Consider the following 22953-nt stretch of genomic DNA (forward strand, 5'->3'; position numbering starts at 1 on the left):
GAACTCAGCGCGCCGTACTGTGCCTGTATGGATCTCGTCACCGATTCCGCGCTCCGCCGCGCTCTCGCCCGTGCCCGCGACGGCAAGACCCTCGACGTCACCGAGGCGACCGTGCTGCTGCACGCGCGGGACGAGCACCTCGACGCCCTTCTGGACCACGCCTCCCGCGTCCGGGACGCCGGCCTCGCGGCCGCCGGCCGGCCCGGGGTCGTCACCTACAGCAGGAAGGTCTTCATCCCGCTGACCCGGCTGTGCCGGGACCGGTGCGGCTACTGCACCTTCGCCACCGCGCCGCACAAGCTGGACGCGCCGTTCCTCAGCCCGGACGAGGTGCTGGAGATCGCCCGGCAGGGCGCGGCGACGGGGTGCAAGGAAGCGCTGTTCACGCTGGGGGACCGGCCCGAGGACCGCTGGCACCAGGCCCGCGAGTGGCTGGACGCCCACGGCTACGACGACACGCTGTCGTACGTGCGCGCCATGGCGATCCGCGTGCTGGAGGAGACCGGGCTGCTGCCCCACCTCAACCCGGGGGTGCTGGGCTGGCGGGACCTGCAACGGCTCAAGCCCGTCGCGCCGTCCATGGGGATGATGCTGGAGACGACGTCGCGCCGGTTGTTCGAGGAGAAGGGGCAGCCCCACTACGGCTCGCCGGACAAGGACCCGGCGGTGCGGCTGCGGGTGCTGGAGGACGCCGGGCGCAGCAACGTGCCGTTCACCACCGGCATCCTCATCGGGATCGGGGAGACCGTCCGGGACCGGGCCGAGTCGATCTTCGCGATCCGCCGGGTGGCCCGCGAGTACGGCGGGATCCAGGAGGTCATCGTCCAGAATTTCCGCGCCAAGCCGGACACGGCGATGCGCGGCATGCCCGACGCCGACCTCCAGGAGCTGGCCGCCACCATCGCCGTGGCCCGCCTGGTGCTCGGCCCGAGGACGCGCCTGCAGGCGCCGCCCAACCTGGTGGACGCCGAGTACGGGCTGATGATCCGGGCCGGCATCGACGACTGGGGCGGCGTGTCGCCGCTCACCCCCGACCACGTCAACCCCGAGCGGCCCTGGCCGCAGATCGACGAGCTGGCCCGCCGCACCGCCGGCGCGGGCTTCACCCTGCGCGAGCGGCTGACCATCTACCCCGAGTACGTGCTGGCCGGCGAGCCCTGGCTGGACCCGCGCCTGTCCGCCCACGTGGCCGCGCTCGCCGACCCGGCGACCGGGCTGGCCCGCGAGGACGCCGTGCTCCGGGGCCGCCCGTGGCAGGAGCCGGACGGCGGCTTCGTCCCGGCCGGGCGGGTGGACCTGCACGTCGAGGTGGACACCGCCGGGCGCGCGGCCGACCGGCGCGCGGACTTCGACCACGTCTACGGCGACTGGGAGGCGCTGAAGGACCGCCTGGGGGCCGCCGTGCCGGCCACCCCCGGCGACCTGCGGCAGGCGCTGCGCCGCGCCGCGGCCGACCCGGCGGGGCTCACCGACGGCGAGGCCGTGACGCTGCTCGGCGCGGACGGCGAGGCCCTGGAGGAGCTGGCCGCCATCGCCGACGACCTGCGCAGGCAGGCGGCCGGCGACGACGTGACCTACGTCGTCAACCGGAACATCAACTTCACCAACGTCTGCTACACCGGCTGCCGGTTCTGCGCGTTCGCGCAGCGCCGCACCGACGCCGACGCCTACACGCTGAGCCTGGAGCAGGTGGCCGACCGGGCGCAGGAGGCGTGGGAGGCCGGGGCGACCGAGGTGTGCATGCAGGGCGGCATCCATCCCGACCTGCCCGGGACGGCGTACTTCGACATCGCCAGGGCGGTGAAGGCCCGCACGCCGGACATGCACGTGCACGCCTTCTCGCCGATGGAGGTGATCAACGGCGCCAGCCGGACGGACCTGTCGATCCGGGAGTGGCTGGAGGCCGCCAAGGAGGCCGGGGTGGACTCGTTGCCGGGCACGGCGGCCGAGATCCTCGACGACGACGTGCGCTGGGTGCTCACCAAGGGCAAGCTGCCGACGAAGGAGTGGATCGAGGTCGTCACCACCGCCCACAAGGTCGGCATCCCGACGACGTCCACCATGATGTACGGCCACGTGGACGACCACCTGCACTGGGTCAGGCACATCAAGCTGATCCGCCGCCTCCAGGAGGAGACCGGCGGGTTCTCGGAGTTCGTGCTGCTGCCGTTCGTGCACACCAGCGCGCCGATCTACCTGGCCGGCATCGCCCGTCCCGGGCCCACCGCGCGGGAGAACCGCGCCGTGCACGCGCTGGCCAGGATCCTGCTGCACGGCGCGATCGCCAACATCCAGTGCTCCTGGGTGAAGCTCCAGGACGACCTGTGCCGGCAGGTGCTCCAGGGCGGTGTGAACGACCTCGGCGGCACGCTCATGGAGGAGACCATCAGCCGGATGGCCGGCTCGGAGAACGGCTCCTACAAGACGATCAGCGAGCTGCGGGCGATGGTCGAGGTCACCGGGCGGCCGGTGCGGCAGCGCACCACCGGGTACGGCGTGCCGTCCGAGGAGCGGCTGGCGGCCTCGGCGGCCAGCGACGGCGTGTGCCTCAGCGTGCGCAGGGCACTGCCGACCGTGCAGTTGTAACTTGTTCTAACAACGCCTTGCGCCGGTCCCCGCGGACCCTGGAAGAATCGTCCCGTGCGGTTGGGTCGGCACCGCGCCGCGCTCTCCCCCGAGCAGCGGCGCAGGAAGGCGCTGCGACGGGGCATGCTGGCGGGGCTCGCCGCCGTGGCCATCATGGCCGGGGCGCTGACGGTCGTGCTCGGCGGGGCCGGTGCGCTGTGCTCCACACGAGAGCCTGTTCTGGTCAGCGTCGCGGCGGCGGTGGACGTGGCGCCGGCCGTGATGGAGGCGGCCGGGCGCTTCAACGACACCAAGACGTCCGTGGGCGGCCGGTGCGTGCTGGTCCAGGTGACCGAGCAGCCGCCGGCCACCGTCCTGCGCACGCTCATCGGCGACCGGGCCGGCGTGCTGCGCGAGCGGCCCGACGGGTGGATCGCCGACTCCTCGGCCTGGATCCGGCTGGCCCGGCAGCAGGGGGCCAGCTCGTTGCCGGCCGGGGAGAGCGTGGTGGCGACCTCGCCGCTGGTGTTCGCCACGCGGGCGTCGCTGGCGCAGCGCTTCTCGGTGGGGCGCACCGAGATGAACTGGCGGATGGTGTTCCCGTCCACGGTGCGCGGGCGGCTGACGCCCACGGCCGGCGAGCCGGACGTCGTCCGCGTGCCCGACCCCTCGCTGGCCGGGGCGGGCATCGCGACCGTGGCCGCCGCCCGGGACGTCGTCGGCACCGGGCCGGAGGCCGACAAGGCGCTGACCGCGTTCGTGCGCTGGGCGCAGGCCGGATCGGCGCCCGACTACCGCAGCATGCTGGCGGCGGTGGACGACCGCACGTTCTGGCAGCGGCCGGTGGTCATCGTCCCGGAGCAGTCGGTGTGGAACCACAACCTGCGGCCCTCGTCCGACCCGGTCGTGGCGCTGCACCCGCGCGAGGGCACGATCAACCTCGACTACCCGTACGTCGTCACCGCCACCGACCCGGCGGTGGCCGAGGCGTCCACCGCGTTCGCCGACTGGCTGAAGGGCGCGCAGGCGCAGGAGATCGTGCGCCGCGCCGGGTTCCGGTCGGGCGACGGCACGCGGGGGCCCATCTCGCCGGGGCCGCAGATCCCCGCCGCCCCGCCGCGGGTGCGTACGTCGGTGACCCCGCAGGACATCGACGAGGCGCTGCGGGCCTGGAGCCGGCTCGCCCCGCCCACCAACATCCTGGTGCTCGCCGACACCAGCAGGCACATGGCCGAGCCGCTGAAGGGCAGCACCCGGGTGCAGGTGGCGCTGGAGGCGGCCAAGATCGGGCTCCGGCTCTTCCCCGACTCCACGCACATGGGCCTGTGGGAGTTCGCCGACGGGCTCGGCCGGATCAAGGGCTACCGGGAGCTGGTCGGGCTGGGGCCGATCAACGAGCCGGAGACCGGCCAGGTCATCCGGCGCAGCCGCCTGGACGAGGCCACCTCCACCGTCACGGCCCACCCCGGCCGCGACAGCTCGCTGTACGACGCCATCCTGAGCGGCTTCCGCCGGGTGAGCAGCGAGTACCGCGAGGAGATGAACAACTCGCTGCTGGTCATCACGGCGGGCAAGGACGACGGCAAGGGCACGAGCCGCGCGCAGCTCGTGGACACGCTGCGGCGCGAGTGGCGGCCGGACCGGCCGGTGCAGATCGTCGTCATCGCCTTCGGCGGCGGGGTGGACCGCGCGGCGCTCGGCCAGATCACGGCCGCCACCAACGGGTCGCTGCACGAGGCGCAGCGGCCGGACGAGATCATCGACGTCTTCCTCGCCGCCCTCGCCCGCCGCCTGTGCCACCCCACCTGCAAGCCCGCCGCCTGAGGCCGGGGGCGGGAGGTCGGACGCGGGAGGCCGGGCGCGGGAGGCCGGACGCGGGAGCCCCCGCGCGCGGAGAGGGAGCGCCCCCGCGGCGGGGACGCTCCCTCCTGCCCGGTCAGGGGGTCAGACGCGCTGCCAGAGGGCCGGGACGTTCGGCGGCTCCCAGCCGGCGAGCGAGGTGTGGGCCTGGAGGCAGCGGTAGGTGACGCCGTTGTAGGTCACCGTGTTGCCGGGGGAGTAGGCGACGCCGGCCCGCCAGGTGCCCGACGGGCTCGTGGTGGGCGTGGCGGTCGGGGTGGGGGTGGGCGTGCGGGTCGGGGTCGCGGTCGGGGTGGGGTCGGGGTTGCCGCCGCCGCCGACCTGCAGGTCGATGCAGGAGTAGAAGGCGTTGGCGGTGTCGGAGATGTTCCAGATCGCCAGGACCTTCTGGCGGCCGGAGTAGCCGGACAGGTTCACGGTGTGGGAGACGGTGGCCGGGGGCTGCTTGCCGCCCCCGTCGAAGACGGCCACCCGGGTGTTGCCGATGTAGTACTCGTAGTTGGCCGTCGCGTGCCGGGCGGTGAACGTCCAGGTGAAGGTCACCGTGGTGCCCACCGAGGCGACCGGCCACGGCTTGCTGTCGTCGTTGAGCTGGGCGAACTGCGGCAGGCCGGCGTTGCAGCTGCGCAGCCCCTTGGGGCCCTCCACGCTCTGCGGCTCGTAGATGATGTTCCCGCAGTCGGGGACCTTGCCCGCGGCGCAGTTCGCCTGGCGGCTGGGCGGCGCGTTGACGTAGCCGTGGGCCAGGGCGGGGGCCGTGTTGAAGACCACGGTGGCGGTGGCGATCACCGCCACGGCGACCAACGTGAGCATCCTTCTCATGAAAGCGCTCCTTCACATGGGGGGATGGTCCAAATGTAAAGGAAACTTTCCTAACGGTAAATGGTTCTGCTGACGCAGGGTTGGAGCCCCCGGTCAGCGGATCAGGGCGGACGGGCCCGCCGGGGCGGGCCGGTACGGCCCGCCGATCAGCGCGTCAGGATGAAGTCGGCCGCGTCGCGGGGGGCGCGGTCGCGGGGCGGGGCGGCCGCGTGCCCCACGGCCACGCAGCCCATCGGGTCCCAGGAGCCGGGCAGGTCGAGCACCTCGCGCACCACCGGGCGGCAGAACATCGTGGACGACACCCACGCCGACCCCAGCCCCTCGACGGCGAGCTGGACGAGGAAGTTCTCCACCCCCGCGCCGGTCGCCACCACGAACATCTCCCGCTCGGCCGCGTTGCGCCGCTCGTCGCGGTAGGTGTGGGAACCCTCCATCACCAGGCACGGCACCACCAGGTAGGGCGCGTTGCGCAGCACGTCGCCCCGCCGCACCCGCCTGGCGATCGACTCCTCGCCGAACCCGTCGCCCCGGAGGTCGGCGATCCACGCCTCGCGCATCGCGTCGAGCAGCTTGACCCGCGTCTCGGCCGACTCGACCAGCACGAACCGCCACGGCGTCGTGTGGTGCGGCGCGGGCGCGGCGATGCCCGCCGCCACCGCCCTGCGCACGGCCTGCGGATCGACCGGCCGGTCGGCGAACTCCCTGATCGTCCGGCGCGCGAACACGACGTCACGCGAGCCGTAGCGGAAGAGGTCCTCGTCGGCCGGGCGCACCAGCGGCGCGACGCCGGGCCCGTCCTCGTCGGTCACCAGGTGGGCCAGCCCGCGCACGATCGCCGCGGGCACGCCGTCGAGCTTGCCCTTGACCAGCTCGGCCGCCGCGGCGATCTCGTCGGCGAGGGCCGTCACAGTCGCGCTCAGCTCGTTGCCGTAGGCGTCGGAGCGGCCGCGGAAGTCGTCGAGGGGGCGCACGCCGGCCGCGCCGATCGCCACGTCGGTCAGCCCGTGGCGCCACGGCCGCCCGAACGTGTCGGAGACGATCACGCCCACCCGCGCGCCCGCCCGGGCGCCGAGGCCCGCCCGGATGTGCCGGGCCGAGGCGTCGGGGTCCTCCGGCAGGAGCAGGACGGTGCCCGGCTCGGTGTTGGAGGCGTCGACGCCGGCCGCGGCCATGACGAAGCCGTGCCGGGTCTGGGAGATCACGGTGTCGCCGCGCCGGGCGACCACGCGCTCGGTCTCGTCCTCGATGGCCTGGCGGCGGTCGGGGGCGCTGCGGACGCGGCCCTCGGCCTTGCTCACGATCTTGGAGGTGACGACCACGATGTCGCCGTCGCGCAGGGCGCCCCGGTCCGTGGCGGCCGACGGCAGGGCCGCCGACAGCAGGGCCGCCACGTCGTCACCCGGGCGGACCTCGCCGATGCCCTGGACGGGGATCACCTCGACGGAGGGGGTCTGCCGGGAGACGGAGGGGGTCTGCCGGGAAACGCTCATCGGGACAGCTCCAGGGCCAGGTCGAGGGCGGTACGGGCGATGTCGGCGGCGGCCCCGGCGTCGTGCATGAGGATCGGCCGGGCCACGACCCGGACGCCGTCGAGGGCGACCCCGGCGTCCTCCTCGGCCACCAGCCAGCCGTCGATCAGCTCGGAGCCGTACAGCTCCAGGACGGCCTGCGCGGTCGTCTCCACGCCGATCGCCGTCAGGCAGGCGTCGGCCATGCCGCGCACCGGCGCGCCGCCGATGATCGGCGACACGCCGACCACGGTCTTGGGCAGCAGGGCCTCGCGGATGCCCGGGACCTGGAGGATGGTGCCGATGCTCACCACCGGGTTGGACGGCGGCAGGATCACGACGTCGGCCTGCGCGATGGCGTCGAGCACGCCCGGCGCGGGCCGGGCGGTGTCGACCCCCACCAGGGCGAACGACTGGGCGGGCACCGAGGCGCGCAGGCGCACCCACCACTCCTGGAAGTGCACGGCGCGCCGGCCGCGCTCGTCCTCGATCACCACGTGCGTCTCGCAGCGGTCGTCGGTCATCGGCAGCAGCCGCACGCCCGGCTGCCAGCGCGCGCACAGCGCCTCGGTGATCTGGGAGAGCGGGTAGCCGGCCTCCAGCATCTGCGAGCGCACGATGTGGGTGGCGAAGTCGCGGTCGCCGAGCCCGAACCACTGCGGCTCCACGCCGTACGCGGCCAGCTCCTCCTTGACGACGTGGGACTCCTTGGCCCGGCCCCAGCCCTGCTCCTCGTCGATGCCGCCGCCCAGGGTGTACATGACGGTGTCGAGGTCGGGGCAGACGCGCAGCCCGAACAGCGTGATGTCGTCCCCCGTGTTGCCGATCACGGTGATCGTGGCGTCCGGCTCGGTCGCGCGCAGACCGCGCAGGAAACGGGCGCCGCCGATGCCGCCGGCGAGTGACACGATGTGCATGGGCCTCAGTCTTTCACCGGCCTCCGGCAAGCCCGGGCGGGGGAGTGAACTTTCACCGGCTGCAACCGCGTACTTGCTGGTATAGGCCGAATTGAGATGTAAGGGGTTGGTGGGACGCCCGACGCCTGACTTGACGATGTGGCAAACTCCCTTCGGGCCAAAGGGTCCGATGGGGGTACTTATGAGCAAACTTGACGTGGCGCGGCTGCGGGAGCCGGCCGCCTGGATCATGCTCGTCTCCGGGCTGGTGAGCGTCCTGCTGGCGGTCGGTCACCTGCTGATCGGCCCGTCCGGCTCGACCTTCACTGGTCGCGCGGCCTCCACCTTCTTCGACCTGACCAGTCCGGTCACGGCGGCCCTGCTGCTCGGGGCCGTGCTGCTGCTCACCAAGGTCGGCGAGCCGTCGGCCAAGGCCAGGCCGGTCACGTACGGGGCGGCGGTCGGGCTGCTGCTCGCCGCGGTGTTCGGGATGTTGTCGCTGCTGCTCGGGCTGTTCGCCGGGGACGGGGCGCGGGACACCGTGGAGTTCGTGCTGCTCGGCGCGCCCAGGCTGGCGCTGGTCGCCGTGGCGCTGGTGTACCTCGTCCCGCAGGTGCTGCCCGCGCGGCCGGTGGCGCAGGTCTACCACCACCCCCAGCTCGGCCAGCCCCAGCCCCAGCCCGGCCCCGCTCCCGCCTACGGCCAGCCCCCGGCCGGCCAGCCCTCGCCCGCCCAGCCCCCTCCCGGCCAGCCCTCGTCCGGCCAGCAGCCCGCCCCCGGCTACGGCCCGCAGGACCAGCCGGCGCCCGCCGCGTACGGCCAGCAGCCGCCCTCGGGCCAGCAGCCGGTGCCCGAGCACCTGCCCGCCCTGCCCGAGCACCTGCCCGCCTACGGCCAGCAGCCGCCCTCCGGCCAGCAGTCGGTGCCCGCCCAGACCGAGCACCTGCCGGCCTACGGGCAGCAGCCGCCGTCCGGCCAGCACGCCGCCCCCGGCCGGCTCCCGGCGGCCCAGCCCCTGTCGGGCCAGCACGCGATGCCGGGCCAGTACACCCCGCCCGCCGACCCGCAGCCCGCCTACGCCGACCCCCAGCAGCCCGCCTACGCCCAGCCCCAGCAGGGCTTCGGCGGCGGGCAGCCCGACTCGCCCTACGCGCCGCCGTCGCAGGGCTTCGGCGGCGCCGGCCAGGACACCGGGTACGGCACGAACCCCGGCTTCGGCCAGAGCCCGCCGCAACCGCAGCCGTTCGGGCAGCACGCCTCCTACACGCCCGCCGACACGACCCCCACCGTGGACCGCCCGGCCGCCCCGACCGCCCTCCCGGACTACCACACCCCGGCCCCGGCCCCGGACTACCACACCCCGGCCCCGGACTACGCCACTCCGGCGCCGCAGGAGTACAACACCCCGGCCGCCGAGTACCAGCCCGCCCCGTACGTCCCGGCCGACAGCCAGCCGAGCCTCTACGGCCACCCGAGCCCGAACCCGTACGCCTCCCAGGACCCCTTCGCCACCCCCGCCGACCAGTCCTACCCGACGGGCGACACCTCCCCGAGCGTCCCGTTCCCGCCGTCGGCCCAGCCCGCCCAGCCGCCGCAGCAGCCCTACTACGGCCAGAACGCGTTCGACCAGCCGCAGCACGGCGGCACCCCGTTCACCGGTTACTCGGGCGCCGAGTTCGCCGCCCCCGGCGCTCCCGTCCCCGCCGCCCCGGTCCCGCCCGCGCCGGCGTACCAGGAGCCCGACCCGCCCGTGGACCCGCGCTCCCAGCAGCTCCTCGACGCCTACCAGCAGGCGGAGACGTACCAGTCGGCGGCGGGCACCGCGCCGGACCTGCGCGTCCCGGACTACGCCGCGGGCACCTCCCACCCGTACGACGACCCGTTCGGCCACCCGCAGCACCCCCAGCACTCCCAGCAGCCGCCGCAGAGCCCGTACGAGCCCCAGCAGGGCGGCTACGAGCCGCGCCCGTACCAGCCGTCCCACCAGGCCCCGCCCGTGCCGCCCGCCCCGCCCGCGCCGGGCTGGAGCGACGCCCAGGGCGAGTCGACGGTGCGCCTGGACCCGGGGGCCGCGGTGCGGGGCGACGCCCTCGACAGCGAGCAGCCGCGCCCCGGCGACGACCCGATCCACCCCACCGCCATATACACCCCCAATGAGCCACGCAGGTAACGGACCGGTAATGAACGGATAGAGAGAAGGCGGGCCGCGGGCGGGCGTCTTTCCCGCCCTGATACGGTTCGGACCGCTGACGGGTTGAACGACCCTAGGCCGGGCCCAGGAAAGCGGGGGGTTCGTCCGGGCGAGAACATCACATGCCGAGCACACCGGGGCGAGATCTGGTCTTTCCCCGGATACCTGCATGCCGCTTGACGCCGGACAGCGCACGCGCGTGTAATTACAACCATGTTGTTACGCCTTCCCGTGGGTGGGTACTAAGGAAGGCGTCCATGGGGGGCTCCATTGCGGGCGGGCGGCAGGGAGGTGTGCAGTGACCGATCCGGTCATCGCACAGGATCAGCTTGACGCTGAAGAACTTGGCTGGCAGGAACGCGCGCTGTGCGCGCAGACCGATCCGGAGGCGTTCTTCCCGGAGAAGGGTGGTTCCACCCGAGAGGCCAAGAAGGTCTGCCGATCGTGCGAGGTCCGGGCCGAGTGCCTTGAGTACGCGCTTGAGCACGACGAGCGGTTCGGCATCTGGGGTGGGCTGTCCGAGCGGGAGCGCAGGCGAATCAAGCGCCAAGCCGTTTGACGGTGGAGGCGGAAGGGCCACGTGGGACGACCATGTGGCCCTTTTTCGCATCTTCTGACCACTTCGACATGTATGGTGGCCCCGCCTGACCAACCCCCCTCAGGAGTCACCTGCACATGTCCCGTCCCTACGTCACCGCGATCGTCGTCGCCCACGACGGCGGGCGATGGCTGGGGGAGACGCTGCGGGCGCTGGCGAGCCAGAGCCGCAGGCCCGACCGCGTGATCGGCGTCGACAACGGCAGCAGGGACGGCTCGGCCGACCTGCTCGCCCAGGCGCTCGGCCGTGGCAACGTGATCTCCCAGCCCCGCTCGGCCGCCTTCGCCGAGTCCGTCGCCGAGGCGCTCGACCGGCTCCCCTCCGCCGGGCACGCCGGGCACGAGGAGTGGGTCTGGCTGCTCCACGACGACTGCGCCCCCGACCGGTGGGCGCTGGAGGCCCTGCTCGACGCGGCCGCCCGGGACCCCAAGGCCGCCGTGATCGGTCCCAAGCTGCGCGACTGGCTCGACCGCCGCCGCCTGCTGGAGGTGGGCGTGACGGTCGGCCGCACCGGGCGCCGCGACACCGGGCTGGAGCCGCACGAGTTCGACCAGGGGCAGCACGACGGGGTCCGCGAGGTCATGTCGGTCTCCACGGCCGGGATGCTGGTCCGCCGCGACGTGTGGGAGCGGACGGGCGGGCTGGACCCGTTCCTCCCGCTGTTCCGCGACGACCTCGACCTGTGCTGGCGCGTACGCAACGCCGGGCACAAGGTCCTGGTCGCGACCACCGCCGTGGCCTGGCACGCCGAGGCGGCGGCCCGCCGCCGGCGGCGCATCACGGTGAGCGGCGACCACCCGCGCAGGCTCGACCGGCGTAACGCGATCTTCGTGGTGATGGCGAACCTGCCCTTCCGCGCGATGCTCTGGGCGCTGCTGCGGAACGTGCTCGGCTCGGCCCTCCGCACGCTGCTGTTCGTCGTCGGCAAGCAGCCGGCGAACGCGCTGGACGAGCTGGCCGCGATGGGGTCGGTGCTGGTGCACCCGCTGCGGCTGGCGCGGGCGCGGCGGGCACGCCGGCATGGCCGTAAGAAGGGATACAAGCGTATAAAGCGGTTGATGACGCCACCGGGTGCGGCCTACCGGCGGCTCGTCGACCTGGTCCAGAGCTTCCTCGCCGGCGAGACCCCGATGGAGGCCACCGGCCGCCACCACCACGCCGCCGCCTCGCCGGAGGAGGACGACGAGCACGCGCTCGCCCCGGACGACAGCGGCGCGGTCAAGCGCTTCCTGTCCCGGCCGGGCGTCGTCCTCATGCTCGCCCTGGCCGCCGTCGCGCTGGTCGCCGAGCGGTCCCTGCTGCTCGGCGACCGGCTCGGCGGGGGCGCGCTGGTGCCGGTGACCGGGAGCGCGGGCGACCTCTGGACGTTCTACACCGAGGGTTTCCACGACGGCGCCGGGCTCGGCTCGGACGCCTGGGCCCCGCCCTACGTGGCGGTCGTCGCGGCCCTGTCCACGCTGGCGCTCGGCAAGACCTGGCTGGCCGTGTCGGTGCTGCTGCTCGGCTCGGTGCCGCTGGCCGGCGCGACCGCGTACCTGGCCACCCGGCACGTCGTCCCGGCGGTGCCGGCGCGGGCGTGGGCGGCGGGGACGTACGCGCTGCTGCCCGTCGCGACCGGCGCGATCGCGGCCGGGCGGCTGGGCACGGCGGTGGTGTTCGTGCTGGTGCCGGTCTACGCCTCGCTCGGCGTGAGCGTGCTGTCCGCCGAGCCGCGCCGCGCCCGCCGCGCCGCCTGGGCCCTCGGGCTGCTGCTGGCCGTGGGGACGGCGTTCGTGCCGCTGACGTACCCGATGGTCGCGGTGCTCGGCGGGGTCGCGCTCGCGCTGTGGCGGCGGCCCGGCCTGGTCGCGTCCGTGGCGATCGTGCTGCTCGTGCCGGTGGCGCTGCTGCTGCCCTGGCTGGTCACGGTGGTCGCGGAGCCGGGCAGGATCCTGCTGGAGGCCGGGCTGCACGACCCCGCCCTCGTGGACCCCTCGCTCGCGCCCGAGTCGCTGCTCGCGCTCAGCCCCGGCGGGCCCGGCCTGCCGCCGCCCTGGGTGAGCGCGGGCCTGCTGGTGACGGCGCTGGCCGCGCTGCTCATGCGCCGCCAGCGCACGGTCGTCGCCGTCGGGTGGGGGGTCGCCCTGTACGGGATGCTGGTGGCGCTGCTGGTCAGCCGCGTCCCGGTCGAGGGGGCGCGGGGCTGGCCCGGGGTGCCGCTGGCGTTCGCCGGCACCGGGCTGGTGGTGCTCGTCGCGCTCACCGCCCACCGCCTGAGCGGGCTGCGCGCGGCGGGCGGGCTGCGCAGGCTCGGGGCGACGGCGGTGGTCGCGGTGGCCTTCAGCACGCCGCTGCTGGCCGCCGGCTGGTGGGTGGCCACCGGCGTACGCGGCCCGCTGACCGGGCACGCGCCCGACGTGCTGCCCGCCCTCGCCGCCGCCCGCTCCCAGCACGGCGAGCGCACCCTCGTGGTCGAGGGGGCGGCGTTCACCGTGCTGCACGGCCGCACGCCGTTGCTCGGCGAGGCGGAGCTGCCCGTGCCCGCCGAGGCCGCCGCTCGCGTGGCCACGGCCGCGCAGGGGCTGGTCGGCGGGCGCGGCGGCGACGCCGCCACCCTGGCGCAGCAGGGCATCGCCATGGTCGCCGTGGTGCCGCCCGTCCAGGACCGGCTGGCCAGGATGCTCGACTCGCAGCCGTCCCTGGAACGCCTGAGCCTGTCCGACGCCGGCGGCCTGTGGCGGCTGGCCGAGCCGGTCACCCGGGTGCCCGCCCGGCCGGAGGGCGCCCTGCACAAGCCGTGGTTGTGGGCGCAGGGCCTGATGGTGCTGGTCATGACGGTCCTCGCCGCCCCCGGCAGGCGCGAGAGCCCGCAGGACCTCCCCGCCGAGCCCGCCCCCGCCGAACCCCTCCTGGCGGCGAGGGCGGCGAGGACGGCGAGGACGGCGAGGGCGTCGTGAGAGCCTTCATCGACAACCGCTTCGGCCTGCTCGCGGTGGTGGTCGCGGTGCTGGCGGCCCTGTACGGGCTCGCCTGGGTCACCCGCCCGGCCCCCGCGGCCTCCGCGGCCCCCGCCTCCGCCGCGCCGCGCAAGGTCCCGGTCGAGGCGGTCACCGCGGTCTGCCCCGGGACGAAAGGGGAGAAGGTCGGCGTCTACCTGCCCGGCACGCTGTCCCACGAGACCATGAAGAGCGGCGAGCCGTACGTGGCCGGCGGCCCCGGCGCGCTGGAGGCCGGCTACACCACCCGGGCCGCCCGCGGCGCCGCCCGGGGCCTGGCCGGCGTCCGCTGCACCGAGCCGGCCCCCGCGACCTGGCTGCTCGGCCCCGGCCCGGCGAGCGCGAGCGTCGTGCTGCGCCTCACCAACGCCGACAAGGCCCCCGCCCTGGTGGACGTCCAGGTGCACGCCCCCGAGGGCCCGGTCTCCGGCGACAAGGGCGTGGGCCTGGAGATCGCGCCCGGCGAGCAGCGCGCGATCGACCTGCGCACCCTGGCGCCGTCGGCCGACATCGCGGCCGTCAGCGTCACCACGGTCCTCGGCCGCGTCGCCGTCGCCGCCCGCGCCGTCCTGGAGACCGGCGGCGTCGACTGGCTGCCGGCCGCCGCCGCGCCCGCCACCCGCGTGGTCGTCCCCGGCATCCCGGGCGGCGGCGGGCTCCGCGAGCTCATCGTCGCCGCGCCCGGCGAGCGGGACGCGGTGGTGAAGGTGCGGGCGGTCAGCGAGGACGCCGAGTACGCGATGCGCGGGCGCGAGTCGCTGGACGTCCCGGCCGGTGGCGTCGTCTCGGCGGACGTCACCACCGGCCTCGCCGCCTCCGCCGCGGCCCTCGTCCTCACCTCGGACGTGCCCGTCGTGGCCGGCCTGGTCATGACCGGCACCGGCGAGCACCAGGACGCCGCCTTCACCGCCGGCACGCCGTCCCTGGAACTGGGCAGCGCGGTGGCCCGCAACGGCGCCGGCTCCCGCCTGGTCCTCTCGGCCGTGGGCGCCGCGCCGGGCAAGGTGCGGGTCCAGGTGGTGCCGGGCGAGGGCGCCGCCGAGCCGCCCTTCGACGTGGACGTGCCCGCCGGCCGTACCCGCGAGGTCCGCCTGAAGGCACGCGGCGACTTCGCGGTGGTCGTGACGCCCGTGGCCGGGGAGGTGTACGGGAGCCGGGTGCTGGAGGAGCGCCTGAAGGACGGCCTGCTGCTCACCGTCCAGCCCCTGGCCCCGGCCCGCGCGTTCACCCTGCTGCCCCCGCTCACGGACACGCCGCTCGTGGTCGTGCCGTGAGCCGGCCTACTCCACGACGGTGAGCGCGTTGCCGTCGGGGTCGCGCAGGGTGAACATCGGCGGCACGCCCTCCCAGCGCAGCAGCTCGCCCACCTCGACCCCGCGCGCGGCCAGCTCCTCGTGCAGGGCCGCCGCGTCCGCCGCGCTCAGCCGCACCCCCGTCTCCACGCCGGCTCCCGCCCCGGGGGACGCCGGCACCAGCGCGATCGTGGTGCCCGCCCCCGCCGGCGCCACCTCGATCCACCGCCCGCCGAGCCGCCCGAGTGGCAGGTCCAGCCGCTTCTCCATGCCGAGCACGCCCACGTAGAACGCGATCGCGCGCTCCTGGTCGGCGACGGGAACGCCGACGGTCCTGACACCGGTGATCGCCCTGCTGACTCGCTCGCCCACCACGGGCCTCCTGTCGTCGGTTCTCACGGAGGCAGACGGGAGGAGGCGGGCGAACTCATCGGTGGGCCCGCGGCGGGCCCGTGGGGTCAGCGGCGGTCGTCGTAGCCGGGGTCGACGGTTTCGGGGGAGAGGCCGAGCAGGGTGGCGACCTGCTCCACCACCGTGTCGTGGACCAGCGCGCCCAGCGTGTCGCGGTCGCGGGCCCGGGCCTCCAGCGGGCGGCGGTAGACGACCACCGACGCCGGGTGCCGGCCGTCGGCCGCGTCGGCGCGTCCGAGGGGGATCGGGTCGGAGCCCAGGTGCGGCCCGTCGTCGAGCTCGCTCAGCGGCGGCACCTCCTCCACCGCGAACTCCACCGCCGACAGCTGCCGCTCCCAGCGGGGGCGGAGGCGATCGACGGCGTCGAGGACGAGGTCGTCGAAGCGTTCGCTGCGCGATCGGGCCATGGGGACGTGGGAGGGGGCGAGCGGGCCGCGGAGCCCGCGGCCGTGGCGATCGCGCCGTCGGGGACCGCGCTGTGATGTCACCCAGTAAGTGTAAAGGGACCGGCCGCCGGATCTCCGGGTGACGGGGCCGGCTCCGTGAGTGATCCTCGCGTGGGCCGGGCGGCGCGGGCGGCGGGCGGGCGGGAAGGTAGCGTTCTGGTGATCCTTTTGTGTACCCCTGGCGGCGGGCGGTTCGTCGTCCCGGCAGGTGGCGCGGGGTGGCGTCATCGGGGCATGTGGGTGGAAAGGCTGCGACAGGTGTCCGAATTGTGGCGACACGCTCGTTAAGAGCGCTCAGATAGTGGCGCCTCGCACTCTTACCAGATACGGTCCCTCCGTGAGCCCCGTCCGCCGCTGTTCCCGCACCGCGTGCAGCCAGCCTGCCGTCTTCACGCTCACGTACGTATACGCCGACTCGACCGCTGTTCTCGGCCCCCTGGCGACGTACGCGGAGCCACACTGTTACGACCTGTGCGCCGAACACGCCGAGCGGCTGACCGCCCCCCGCGGCTGGGAGGTGGTGCGGCTGCCCACGGACGGCGCCTCACCCAGCTCCGACGACCTTGAGGCGCTGGCCAACGCCGTCAGGGAGGCCGCGCGGCCGGCCTCGTCCGGCGGCGGCGAGCCGGTCGGCCAGGGCGTGGAGGTCGGGCGGCGCGGGCACCTGCGCGTTCTGAGGTCGGCGCAGCAGCACCGCGATCGGTGAAGCGCTCTCCCGCACCCGCCGGTAGAGTCGAGGGACGTGCCCGCGGTCGATTGGTAGGAGCTCCGATTAATCCCACGTACTCCCTGATCGCCTTCGATCTGGATGACACGCTGGCGGTCTCCAAGTCCCGGATCGACGACCGGATGGCCGGGCTCCTGGCCCGCCTGCTCGACTCCGTCGAGGTCTGCGTCATCTCCGGCGGGCAGTTCGCCCAGTTCGAGACCCAGGTGCTCAGGCACCTGCCGGTCGACGACGGGCAGCGCGCCAGGCTGCACCTCATGCCCACCTGCGGCACCCGTTACTACCGCTGGAAAGACACCGAGTGGTCCCTGGTGTACGCCGAGGACTTCGCCGAGTCCGAGAAGGCGGAGATCATCGAGGTGCTCACGCGCTCCGCGAAGGAGCTGGGCCTGTGGGCCGAGGACACCTGGGGCGAGATCGTCGAGGACCGCGGCAGCCAGATCACCTTCTCCGCCCTGGGCCAGCAGGCTCCGCCGAGCGCGAAGTACGCCTGGGACCCCGACGGCTCCAAGCGCCGCCTGCTGTGCGCGCGGGTGTCCGCCCAGTTGCCGGCGCTGGAGGTCCGCAGCGGCGGCTCGACGTCCGTCGACATCACCCGCAAGGGCATCGACAAGGCGTACGGCATCGGCCGCCTGCTCGAGACCCTGGGCCTGTCGATCGGTGACGTGCTGTTCGTCGGCGACCGCCTCGACGAGGGCGGGAACGACTACCCGGTCAAGCTGATGGGCATCGAGTGCGTGGCCGTGGAGGGCTGGGAGCAGACCGCGGAGTTCGTGGAGGGCTTCCTCCGGCAGCGCGGGCTCGACGGCGCGGTGTCCTCGGGCTGAGCTGGGCCACCGCGGCCCCGCGGGGCTTTTCTTGAATCGGACATCCAAGGTCTGGGACAATGGGGCGGCGCAAGTCAAGCGGTGTTCCAGCACATCCAGGCCGTCATACGCAAAGCGCAATCCACCTGAGCAGTGGCCCTGAGCAGTGGCATCGTGATGTTACGGTCAAGCTGGTGACGGAGAGCGAGATTGGTGAGCGAGTGAAGATCGACGACTGGCTGCTGGAGATCCTGGCCTGCCCGGCGTGCAAGGCGCCCCTGCGGGCCGAGGCCGAGGCCGAGGAGCTGGCCTGCACGGGTTGCGGCCTCATCTACCCCGTCCGGGATGACATCCCCGTCCTGCTCGTCGACGAGGCCAGGAAGCCGTGACCTGGGAGCCGGACCGGCTCGACGACCAGGCTCACCTGAGCGAGGCCGACCCCTCCGGCATGTTGCCCGCGGTCGCGGCCTCCGCGGCCCACGTCCGCACCGGCCACCGCGCGGCCGCCGAGGCCCAGCTCGACCGGCTGGCCGCCCACGGGCGGCCGCGGGCCGTCGTGGTGGCCGGCATGGGCGGCTCCGGCATCGCGGGCGACATGCTGGCGGCGGTGGCGGGCCCGGGTGTGCCGCTGCCGATCGTGACTCTGCGCTCCTACCAGCTTCCCGGCTGGGTGGGCGCGACCGATCTCGTCATCGCCGTGTCCGGCTCGGGAGACACCGAGGAGACGCTGTCGATCGCCACGCAGGCCGTGCGGCGCGGCTGCGCCCTGCTCGGCGTGGGGCCCGCGCGCTCGCCGCTGGAGGCGATCGCGGTGCAGGCGTCGGCGCCCTACGTGGCGGTGCCCGTCGGCGGGGAGTCCCGGGCCGGCCTGTGGCTGCTGGCGGTCCCGCCGATCGTGGCCGCGGCCGCGCTGCGGCTGGTGCCGGCCGAGGCCGACCTGTTCGAGCGGGTGGCCGGGGTGCTGGAGGACATGGCGCACCGGTGCCGCCCGTCCAGCGACTCCTTCATCAACCCGGGCAAGTCCCTCGCGCTCGACCTGGCCGAGAGCGTGCCGGTGATCTGGGGGACGTCCGCGGTGACGCGGGTGGCGGCCGTCCGCCTGGCCGGCCAGCTCAACACGAACGCCAAGTATCCCGCGCTCTGCGGCGAGCTGCCCGAGGCCGGGCACAACCAGGTGGCCGTCCTCGACGGCCCGCTGGCCGAGCGCGACATCTTCGCCGACTCCGCCGGCTGGACGCTGCGGCTCGTCCTGCTGCGCGACGTCGAGGAGCATCCGCAGGTGACGCGGCAGCGCGAGACGGTGCTGCGGCTGGCGCGCGACCGTGGCGTGCCCGTCACCGAGCTGGCCGCCGAAGGAACGCATCCGCTGGAGCGGATGGCCTCGCTGATCGGGCTGGGCGACTACGCCAGCACCTATCTCGCGCTGGGGTACGGCATCGATCCGACCCCCGTGTCAGCGATCACTGAGCTTAAGGCCAGAATCTCCCAATAGGATCCCTTTTCAGTCCTTATTACGTGATCTCTATGAGTGGAGAAGACCGGTGAGCGCGAGCGGCGGAACAAAAGCGATCATTGCGGCCCTGTCCGCGAACTTGGCCATCGCCGCGTCCAAATTCGTGGCGGCGGCGTTCACCGGATCGTCGTCGATGCTGGCGGAGGGCATTCACTCCGTCGCCGACTCGGGCAACCAGGTGTTGCTGCTGATCGGCGGCAAGCGGGCGGCGCGCGCCAGCACCAAGCAGCATCCCTTCGGCTACGGGCGTGAGCGCTATTTCTACGCGTTCGTGGTGGCCGTCGTGCTGTTCACGATCGGCGCCGCGTTCTCGATCTACGAGGGCGTCCACAAGATCTCCGATCCGCAGGCCGTGGAGGCGCCGATCTGGGCGTTCGCGGTGCTGATCTTCGCGATCATCGCGGAGGGTTTCTCGTTCCGTACCGCGATCAAGGAATCGAACCAGATCCGCGGCGACCAGTCGTGGGTGGCGTTCGTGCGCCGCTCGAAGGCGCCGGAGCTGCCCGTCATCCTGCTGGAGGACCTGGGCGCGCTGCTCGGCCTCATCTTCGCGCTGTTCGGCGTGACGATGGCGGTCATCACCGGCGACGGCATCTGGGACGGCATCGGCACCCTCATGATCGGCGTGCTGCTGGCCGTCATCGCGATCGTGCTGGCCGTGGAGACCAAGTCGCTGCTGGTCGGCGAGGGCGCCTCGCCGGAGGTGGAGTCCCGCATCCGCGGCGCGCTGGAGAGCGCGCCCGAGGTGGCGCGGATCATCCACATGCGCACGCTGCACCTCGGCCCGGAGGAGCTGCTGGTGGCGGCCAAGATCGCGGTCGAGCACAACGACACGGCGGCCGAGGTGGCCCGCGGCATCGACGAGGCCGAGCGGCGCATCCGCGAGGCGGTGCCGATCGCCCGCGTCATCTACCTGGAGCCCGACCTCGACCGGCTGCGTTCGTCCGCGTCGGCTGAGCCCGCCCAGGAGCGCTGAGCCCGCACACGAGCGCTGAGCCCCGTCAGGAGCGCTGAGCCCGCTCAGGAGCGCCACAGCGCGAGGGGCTTGCCGAGCGGTCCCGGCCACCACGGCCGGGACACCCGCTCGCCCCGCCGCCGCCCCAGCGTGATGAACGCCTCCGCCTGCAGCGCGGACAGTCCGATCCTGGGCAGGTCCCTGGCGTTCGGGTAGACCACGAAACGCGGCTCCCAGATCGGCCGGAACTTGGCGTTGAACCGGTACAGCGACTCGATCTGGAACCAGTGCGACAGGAAGACCAGCAGGCCGCGCCAGGCCCGCAGCACCGGTCCCGCCCCCAGGCGCTCGCCCCGCGCCAGCGCGGCGCGGAACATGGCGAAGTTCAGCGACACCTGCGTGATGCCGAGCGCGGGCGCGGCCTGGAGCGTCCTGACGATCAGCAGCTCGTTGAGCCCGGGATCGGCGGCCCGGTCGCGGCGCATGAGGTCCAGGGAGATGCCGTGCGGCCCCCAGGGGACGAAGTGCAGCACGGCCTTCAGTTCGCCGTCCTTGTGGGCGGTGGTCACCAGGCAGCCGGCGTCCGCCGGATCGCCGAAGCGGCCGAGCGCCATGGAGTAGCCGCGCTCGGTCTGCGTGCCGCGCCAGGCGTCGGCCGCCTGCTTGACGCGCTCCCGCTCCTCGTCGGTCAGCTCGGCGGCGCGGCCGACCCGGCAGGTGTAGCCGAGCCGCTCGACCCGGTTGACCATCTGCCGGACGTTGCGCATGGCCCGGCCCTCCAGCGTGAAGCCGGCCACCTCGACGACGGCCTCGTCGCCGATCTCCAGTGCCGACATGCCGGCCTCGCGCGTCCACACCTCGCCGGCCGTCTCGCCGCAGCCGATGACGGCGGGCACCCAGGCGTGCCGCCGCGCCTCGGTCATGAACGCCCTGATCGCCGCCGGCCACGCCTCCCGGTCGCCGATGGGGTCGCCGCTGGCCAGCATCACCCCGGACACCACCCGGTAGGCGACGGCCGCCTTCCCCGAAGGGGAGAACAACACGCTCTTGTCCCGCCGCAGCGCGAAGTAGCCGAGCGAGTCCCGCTCGCCGTGCCGGGCCAGCAGGGCGCGCAGCCGCGCCTCGTCCTCCTCGCTCAGCTCGGCGACCGGCCGGGACGGGCGCAGCGCCAGGTAGAGCGTGCTCACGGCGGTGAGCGTGCCGAGCGCCAGCAGCGAGAAGTAGACCAGGCCGGACACCCGCGCGGAGGTGAAGGCGACCGGTCCCTCCACCCCGGCCAGCCCGAGCACCACGTGCTCCAGGCGGTCGAACGGGCCGGGAGCGCCGGTCAGCGCCCGCGGCCGGGCGCTGACGATCAGGTAGCCGAGCCCGACGTCGAAGGCCCCGAGCACGAGCAGGTTGCCCAGGGCGCGCCAGCGCGAGCGCGGGTCGGGCAGCGCGGAGAACTCGCGGCGACCGGCCACCAGCGCGGCCAGCAGCGCCAGCGAGACGGCCGCGGCGGCGAGGTGCAGGTGGATCACGCTCATGGCGGCGCCGGCCGGCAGCAGGGCCACGACCGCCCGCCAGGCACGCACCTTCCCGCGCCGCAGCGCGTGCGCGATCATCACCAGCATCACGCCGATGACCAGCGAGGAGGCCCCGGCCACGGTGGTGACGATGCCGGGAAGCAGGTCGGACCACTCGCCCATGCGGCTGTGCCCGAAGCGGGGGAAGACGGCCTTGCCGATGTCGAGCAGGCCGATGGCCGTAGCGGCGTACCCCGCGGCGGCGGGGATCCAGGAGCGCCTCACACCGCCAGTGAACCCCCGCGCGGCTAATCGGCGCGTTAACTTCCGGCTTACCGGCGGACGGGTAAGCCGGAAGTCATGGGACTCACCTCGGCGGGACTGACGCTGACCGTGGCGGGGCTCGCCCTGGCGGCCCTGGTGGCGACGGTGTGGTGGTGGCCACGGCTCGGCGGGGCGAGCCGGCGGGCGGTCACGGGCCGGGTGGGCGTGCTGGTCGCGTGCCAGGCGCTGACGCTGGCCGCGCTGGGCCTGGCGGGGAATGCGTACTTCGGCTTCTACGGCTCCTGGAGCGACCTGCTGGGCACCGACACCTCCACCGCGACGATCACGCTGGCCGGCGCGGGCCTCCAGGTGCTGGGCACGCGCGACGTGCTGGGCGGGCGGATCGAGCAGGTGATCATCCCGGGGGCGAGCACCCGGCTGAGCGAGGAGGCTTATGTCTACCTGCCGTCGGCGTACTTCAGGAACCCGGGGCGGCGCTTCCCGGCGATCCTCGCGATGACCGGCTACCCCGGCGACCCGCGCAACCTCATCACCCGCATGGACCTGCCCGGCCGGATGGCGCGGGCGATCGGCCAGGGCCAGGCCGAGCCGGCGATCCTGGTCATGATGCGGCCCAGCGTGGTGCTGCCGCGCGACACCGAGTGCGTGGACGTGCCGCACGGGCCGCAGGTGCAGGAGTACTTCGCGAGGGACGTCCGGCAGCAGGTGATCGACCACTTCCGGGCCGCGCCGAGCCGCGACTCGTGGGGCGTCCTCGGCGGCTCGACCGGCGGCTACTGCGCGCTCAAGCTCGCCATGAGCCATCCTGAGGCGTTCAGCGCGGCGGTCTCGCTCTCCGGCTACTACAGGACGATCATCGACGGCACCACGGGCGACCTCTTCCACGGCGACGGGCGGCTGGCCGAGCGCGAGGACCTGATGTGGCGGCTCGCGCACCTGCCCGCGCCGCCCGTCAGCGTGCTGGTCACCACCAGCAGACGCGGGGAGGCCGACTACCGGGCGACGCGGAGGTTCCTCGCCGCGGTCAGGCCGCCGATGCGGGCCTCGTCGCTGATCCTGCCGAGCGGCGGTCACAACTTCAACACCTGGAACCGGGAGTTGCCGCAGGCGCTGCCGTGGCTGGCCCAGCAGCTCACCGTGGACCGGCCCTCGCCTACCTGACTACCTGCCTACCTGACCGGCCGGCCGGAGCGCAGCAGCCGCAGGGCCTTCTCCTTCTCGAAGTCGAGGGCCCTGCGCGGCACCGGGATGCGGCCGATCCGCACGCCGAGGTCGCGTACGGCGGCGGCCACGGCGGGCTCGCTCAGCACCCGCAGCGCGAACGCCAGCTCCGCCGGCGAGACGTCGAACCGCTTCTCCAGCTCCACCGCCTGCGCCACCGCGGCCAGCTCCTCGGGCCCGAACCGCCGGTGCGCGCCCTGCTCCCGCACGGGCGGCAGCAACCCCAGGGCCTCGCGGTACCGGAGCATCCGCGGGGACATGCCGAGCCGCCTGGCCGCTTCCGTGATGCGCATCCTTACATTCTTACGTCAGTTTCGGCCCTCCGCGGATGCGACCCCCCTCCTGGGCCGCCTAGACTTTGCGCGACACATCATCCG

Annotated in this window: 19 protein-coding genes; 12 read left to right on the forward strand and 7 right to left on the reverse strand. The window is 74.0% G+C overall.

The features are described 5' to 3' along the window. The first annotated feature begins 27 nt into the window (after positions 1-27). On the forward strand, positions 28-2586 hold the full coding sequence (locus AB0H75_RS01755; protein WP_367788242.1) for a bifunctional FO biosynthesis protein CofGH: 2559 nt from the start codon (positions 28-30) through the stop codon (positions 2584-2586). A 54-nt stretch (positions 2587-2640) separates the two neighbouring features. Beyond that, positions 2641-4389: a substrate-binding and VWA domain-containing protein gene (locus AB0H75_RS01760; protein WP_367788243.1), complete on the forward strand. Its 1749-nt coding sequence runs from the start codon at positions 2641-2643 to the stop codon at positions 4387-4389. A gap of 120 nt (positions 4390-4509) precedes the next feature. Here the strand turns inward: AB0H75_RS01760 and AB0H75_RS01765 are convergent, their stop codons facing one another. The 3 genes from AB0H75_RS01765 to cofD all read right to left on the reverse strand — a co-directional run bounded on the left by AB0H75_RS01765 (position 4510) and on the right by cofD (position 7672). Beyond that, on the reverse strand, positions 4510-5247 hold the full coding sequence (locus AB0H75_RS01765) for a lytic polysaccharide monooxygenase (RefSeq protein WP_367788244.1): 738 nt from the start codon (positions 5245-5247) through the stop codon (positions 4510-4512). A 146-nt stretch (positions 5248-5393) separates the two neighbouring features. Next, positions 5394-6737 carry a coenzyme F420-0:L-glutamate ligase gene (locus AB0H75_RS01770; RefSeq protein WP_367788246.1) on the reverse strand — a complete coding sequence of 448 codons (1344 nt, stop codon included), beginning with the start codon at positions 6735-6737 and terminating at the stop codon, positions 5394-5396. Beyond that, positions 6734-7672 carry a 2-phospho-L-lactate transferase gene (gene cofD / locus AB0H75_RS01775; RefSeq protein ID WP_367788248.1) on the reverse strand — a complete coding sequence of 313 codons (939 nt, stop codon included), beginning with the start codon at positions 7670-7672 and terminating at the stop codon, positions 6734-6736. Before cofD ends, AB0H75_RS01770 begins: the two co-directional genes overlap by 4 nt. Positions 7673-7853: 181 nt before the next feature. Between cofD and AB0H75_RS01780 the strand changes: the two genes are divergently transcribed. From AB0H75_RS01780 to AB0H75_RS01795, 4 genes are all read left to right on the forward strand, one after another. Continuing rightward, on the forward strand, positions 7854-9821 hold the full coding sequence (locus tag AB0H75_RS01780; RefSeq protein ID WP_367788250.1) for a hypothetical protein: 1968 nt from the start codon (positions 7854-7856) through the stop codon (positions 9819-9821). Positions 9822-10140: 319 nt separating this feature from the next. Continuing rightward, positions 10141-10401 (forward strand): WhiB family transcriptional regulator, encoded by a 261-nt coding sequence (locus AB0H75_RS01785; protein WP_020546325.1) that lies wholly within the window; start codon positions 10141-10143, stop codon positions 10399-10401. A 116-nt stretch (positions 10402-10517) separates the two neighbouring features. After that, complete coding sequence (locus AB0H75_RS01790) at positions 10518-13376, forward strand: glycosyltransferase (protein ID WP_367788252.1); 2859 nt, start codon at positions 10518-10520, stop codon at positions 13374-13376. Then, positions 13373-14689 (forward strand): DUF5719 family protein, encoded by a 1317-nt coding sequence (locus AB0H75_RS01795; protein WP_367788254.1) that lies wholly within the window; start codon positions 13373-13375, stop codon positions 14687-14689. Before AB0H75_RS01790 ends, AB0H75_RS01795 begins: the two co-directional genes overlap by 4 nt. A 6-nt stretch (positions 14690-14695) precedes the next feature. Here the strand turns inward: AB0H75_RS01795 and AB0H75_RS01800 are convergent, their stop codons facing one another. Further along, positions 14696-15079: a VOC family protein gene (locus tag AB0H75_RS01800; protein WP_367788256.1), complete on the reverse strand. Its 384-nt coding sequence runs from the start codon at positions 15077-15079 to the stop codon at positions 14696-14698. Positions 15080-15165: 86 nt separating this feature from the next. Continuing rightward, positions 15166-15525: a metallopeptidase family protein gene (locus AB0H75_RS01805; RefSeq protein ID WP_367788258.1), complete on the reverse strand. Its 360-nt coding sequence runs from the start codon at positions 15523-15525 to the stop codon at positions 15166-15168. Between the two features lie 376 nt (positions 15526-15901). Here AB0H75_RS01805 and AB0H75_RS01810 point away from each other — a divergent pair, with 376 nt between their 5' ends. The 5 genes from AB0H75_RS01810 to AB0H75_RS01830 all read left to right on the forward strand — a co-directional run bounded on the left by AB0H75_RS01810 (position 15902) and on the right by AB0H75_RS01830 (position 19586). Further along, on the forward strand, positions 15902-16270 hold the full coding sequence (locus AB0H75_RS01810) for a DUF3499 domain-containing protein (protein ID WP_367788260.1): 369 nt from the start codon (positions 15902-15904) through the stop codon (positions 16268-16270). Between the two features lie 50 nt (positions 16271-16320). Next, positions 16321-17118, forward strand: coding sequence for an HAD-IIB family hydrolase (locus tag AB0H75_RS01815; RefSeq protein WP_367788262.1), 798 nt, complete (start codon positions 16321-16323; stop codon positions 17116-17118). Positions 17119-17318: 200 nt separating this feature from the next. Then, positions 17319-17486, forward strand: coding sequence for a Trm112 family protein (locus AB0H75_RS01820; protein WP_347643246.1), 168 nt, complete (start codon positions 17319-17321; stop codon positions 17484-17486). Continuing rightward, positions 17483-18589 (forward strand): SIS domain-containing protein, encoded by a 1107-nt coding sequence (locus tag AB0H75_RS01825; protein WP_367788264.1) that lies wholly within the window; start codon positions 17483-17485, stop codon positions 18587-18589. Before AB0H75_RS01820 ends, AB0H75_RS01825 begins: the two co-directional genes overlap by 4 nt. 49 nt (positions 18590-18638) lie before the next feature. Beyond that, the gene (locus AB0H75_RS01830; protein ID WP_367788266.1) at positions 18639-19586 is read left to right on the forward strand and encodes a cation diffusion facilitator family transporter; all 948 of its coding nucleotides are present in this window, start codon (positions 18639-18641) and stop codon (positions 19584-19586) included. Between the two features lie 44 nt (positions 19587-19630). Here the strand turns inward: AB0H75_RS01830 and AB0H75_RS01835 are convergent, their stop codons facing one another. Continuing rightward, positions 19631-21355: a phosphatidylglycerol lysyltransferase domain-containing protein gene (locus AB0H75_RS01835; RefSeq protein WP_367788268.1), complete on the reverse strand. Its 1725-nt coding sequence runs from the start codon at positions 21353-21355 to the stop codon at positions 19631-19633. A 75-nt stretch (positions 21356-21430) separates the two neighbouring features. Between AB0H75_RS01835 and AB0H75_RS01840 the strand changes: the two genes are divergently transcribed. After that, complete coding sequence (locus tag AB0H75_RS01840; protein WP_367788270.1) at positions 21431-22516, forward strand: alpha/beta hydrolase; 1086 nt, start codon at positions 21431-21433, stop codon at positions 22514-22516. An 8-nt stretch (positions 22517-22524) separates the two neighbouring features. Here AB0H75_RS01840 and AB0H75_RS01845 read toward each other — a convergent pair whose 3' ends face one another. After that, positions 22525-22869 (reverse strand): MerR family transcriptional regulator, encoded by a 345-nt coding sequence (locus tag AB0H75_RS01845; RefSeq protein ID WP_367788272.1) that lies wholly within the window; start codon positions 22867-22869, stop codon positions 22525-22527. Positions 22870-22953: the final 84 nt, after the last annotated feature.

Origin of the sequence: Nonomuraea sp. NPDC050783 (genome assembly GCF_040802095.1) — a bacterium.
In the GTDB taxonomy this organism is placed as follows: Bacteria; Actinomycetota; Actinomycetes; order Streptosporangiales; family Streptosporangiaceae; genus Nonomuraea.

What these genes read in the sequence shown, in the direction of transcription:
- AB0H75_RS01755 (WP_367788242.1), top strand. Translation starts at nt 28, where the DNA reads ATGGATCTCGTCACCGATTCCGCGCTCCGCCGCGCTCTCGCCCGTGCC.
- AB0H75_RS01765 (WP_367788244.1), bottom strand. Translation starts at nt 5,247, where the DNA reads ATGAGAAGGATGCTCACGTTGGTCGCCGTGGCGGTGATCGCCACCGCC.
- AB0H75_RS01770 (WP_367788246.1), bottom strand. Translation starts at nt 6,737, where the DNA reads ATGAGCGTTTCCCGGCAGACCCCCTCCGTCTCCCGGCAGACCCCCTCC.
- cofD (WP_367788248.1), bottom strand. Translation starts at nt 7,672, where the DNA reads ATGCACATCGTGTCACTCGCCGGCGGCATCGGCGGCGCCCGTTTCCTG.
- AB0H75_RS01780 (WP_367788250.1), top strand. Translation starts at nt 7,854, where the DNA reads ATGAGCAAACTTGACGTGGCGCGGCTGCGGGAGCCGGCCGCCTGGATC.
- AB0H75_RS01790 (WP_367788252.1), top strand. Translation starts at nt 10,518, where the DNA reads ATGTCCCGTCCCTACGTCACCGCGATCGTCGTCGCCCACGACGGCGGG.
- AB0H75_RS01805 (WP_367788258.1), bottom strand. Translation starts at nt 15,525, where the DNA reads ATGGCCCGATCGCGCAGCGAACGCTTCGACGACCTCGTCCTCGACGCC.
- AB0H75_RS01840 (WP_367788270.1), top strand. Translation starts at nt 21,431, where the DNA reads ATGGGACTCACCTCGGCGGGACTGACGCTGACCGTGGCGGGGCTCGCC.
- AB0H75_RS01845 (WP_367788272.1), bottom strand. Translation starts at nt 22,869, where the DNA reads ATGCGCATCACGGAAGCGGCCAGGCGGCTCGGCATGTCCCCGCGGATG.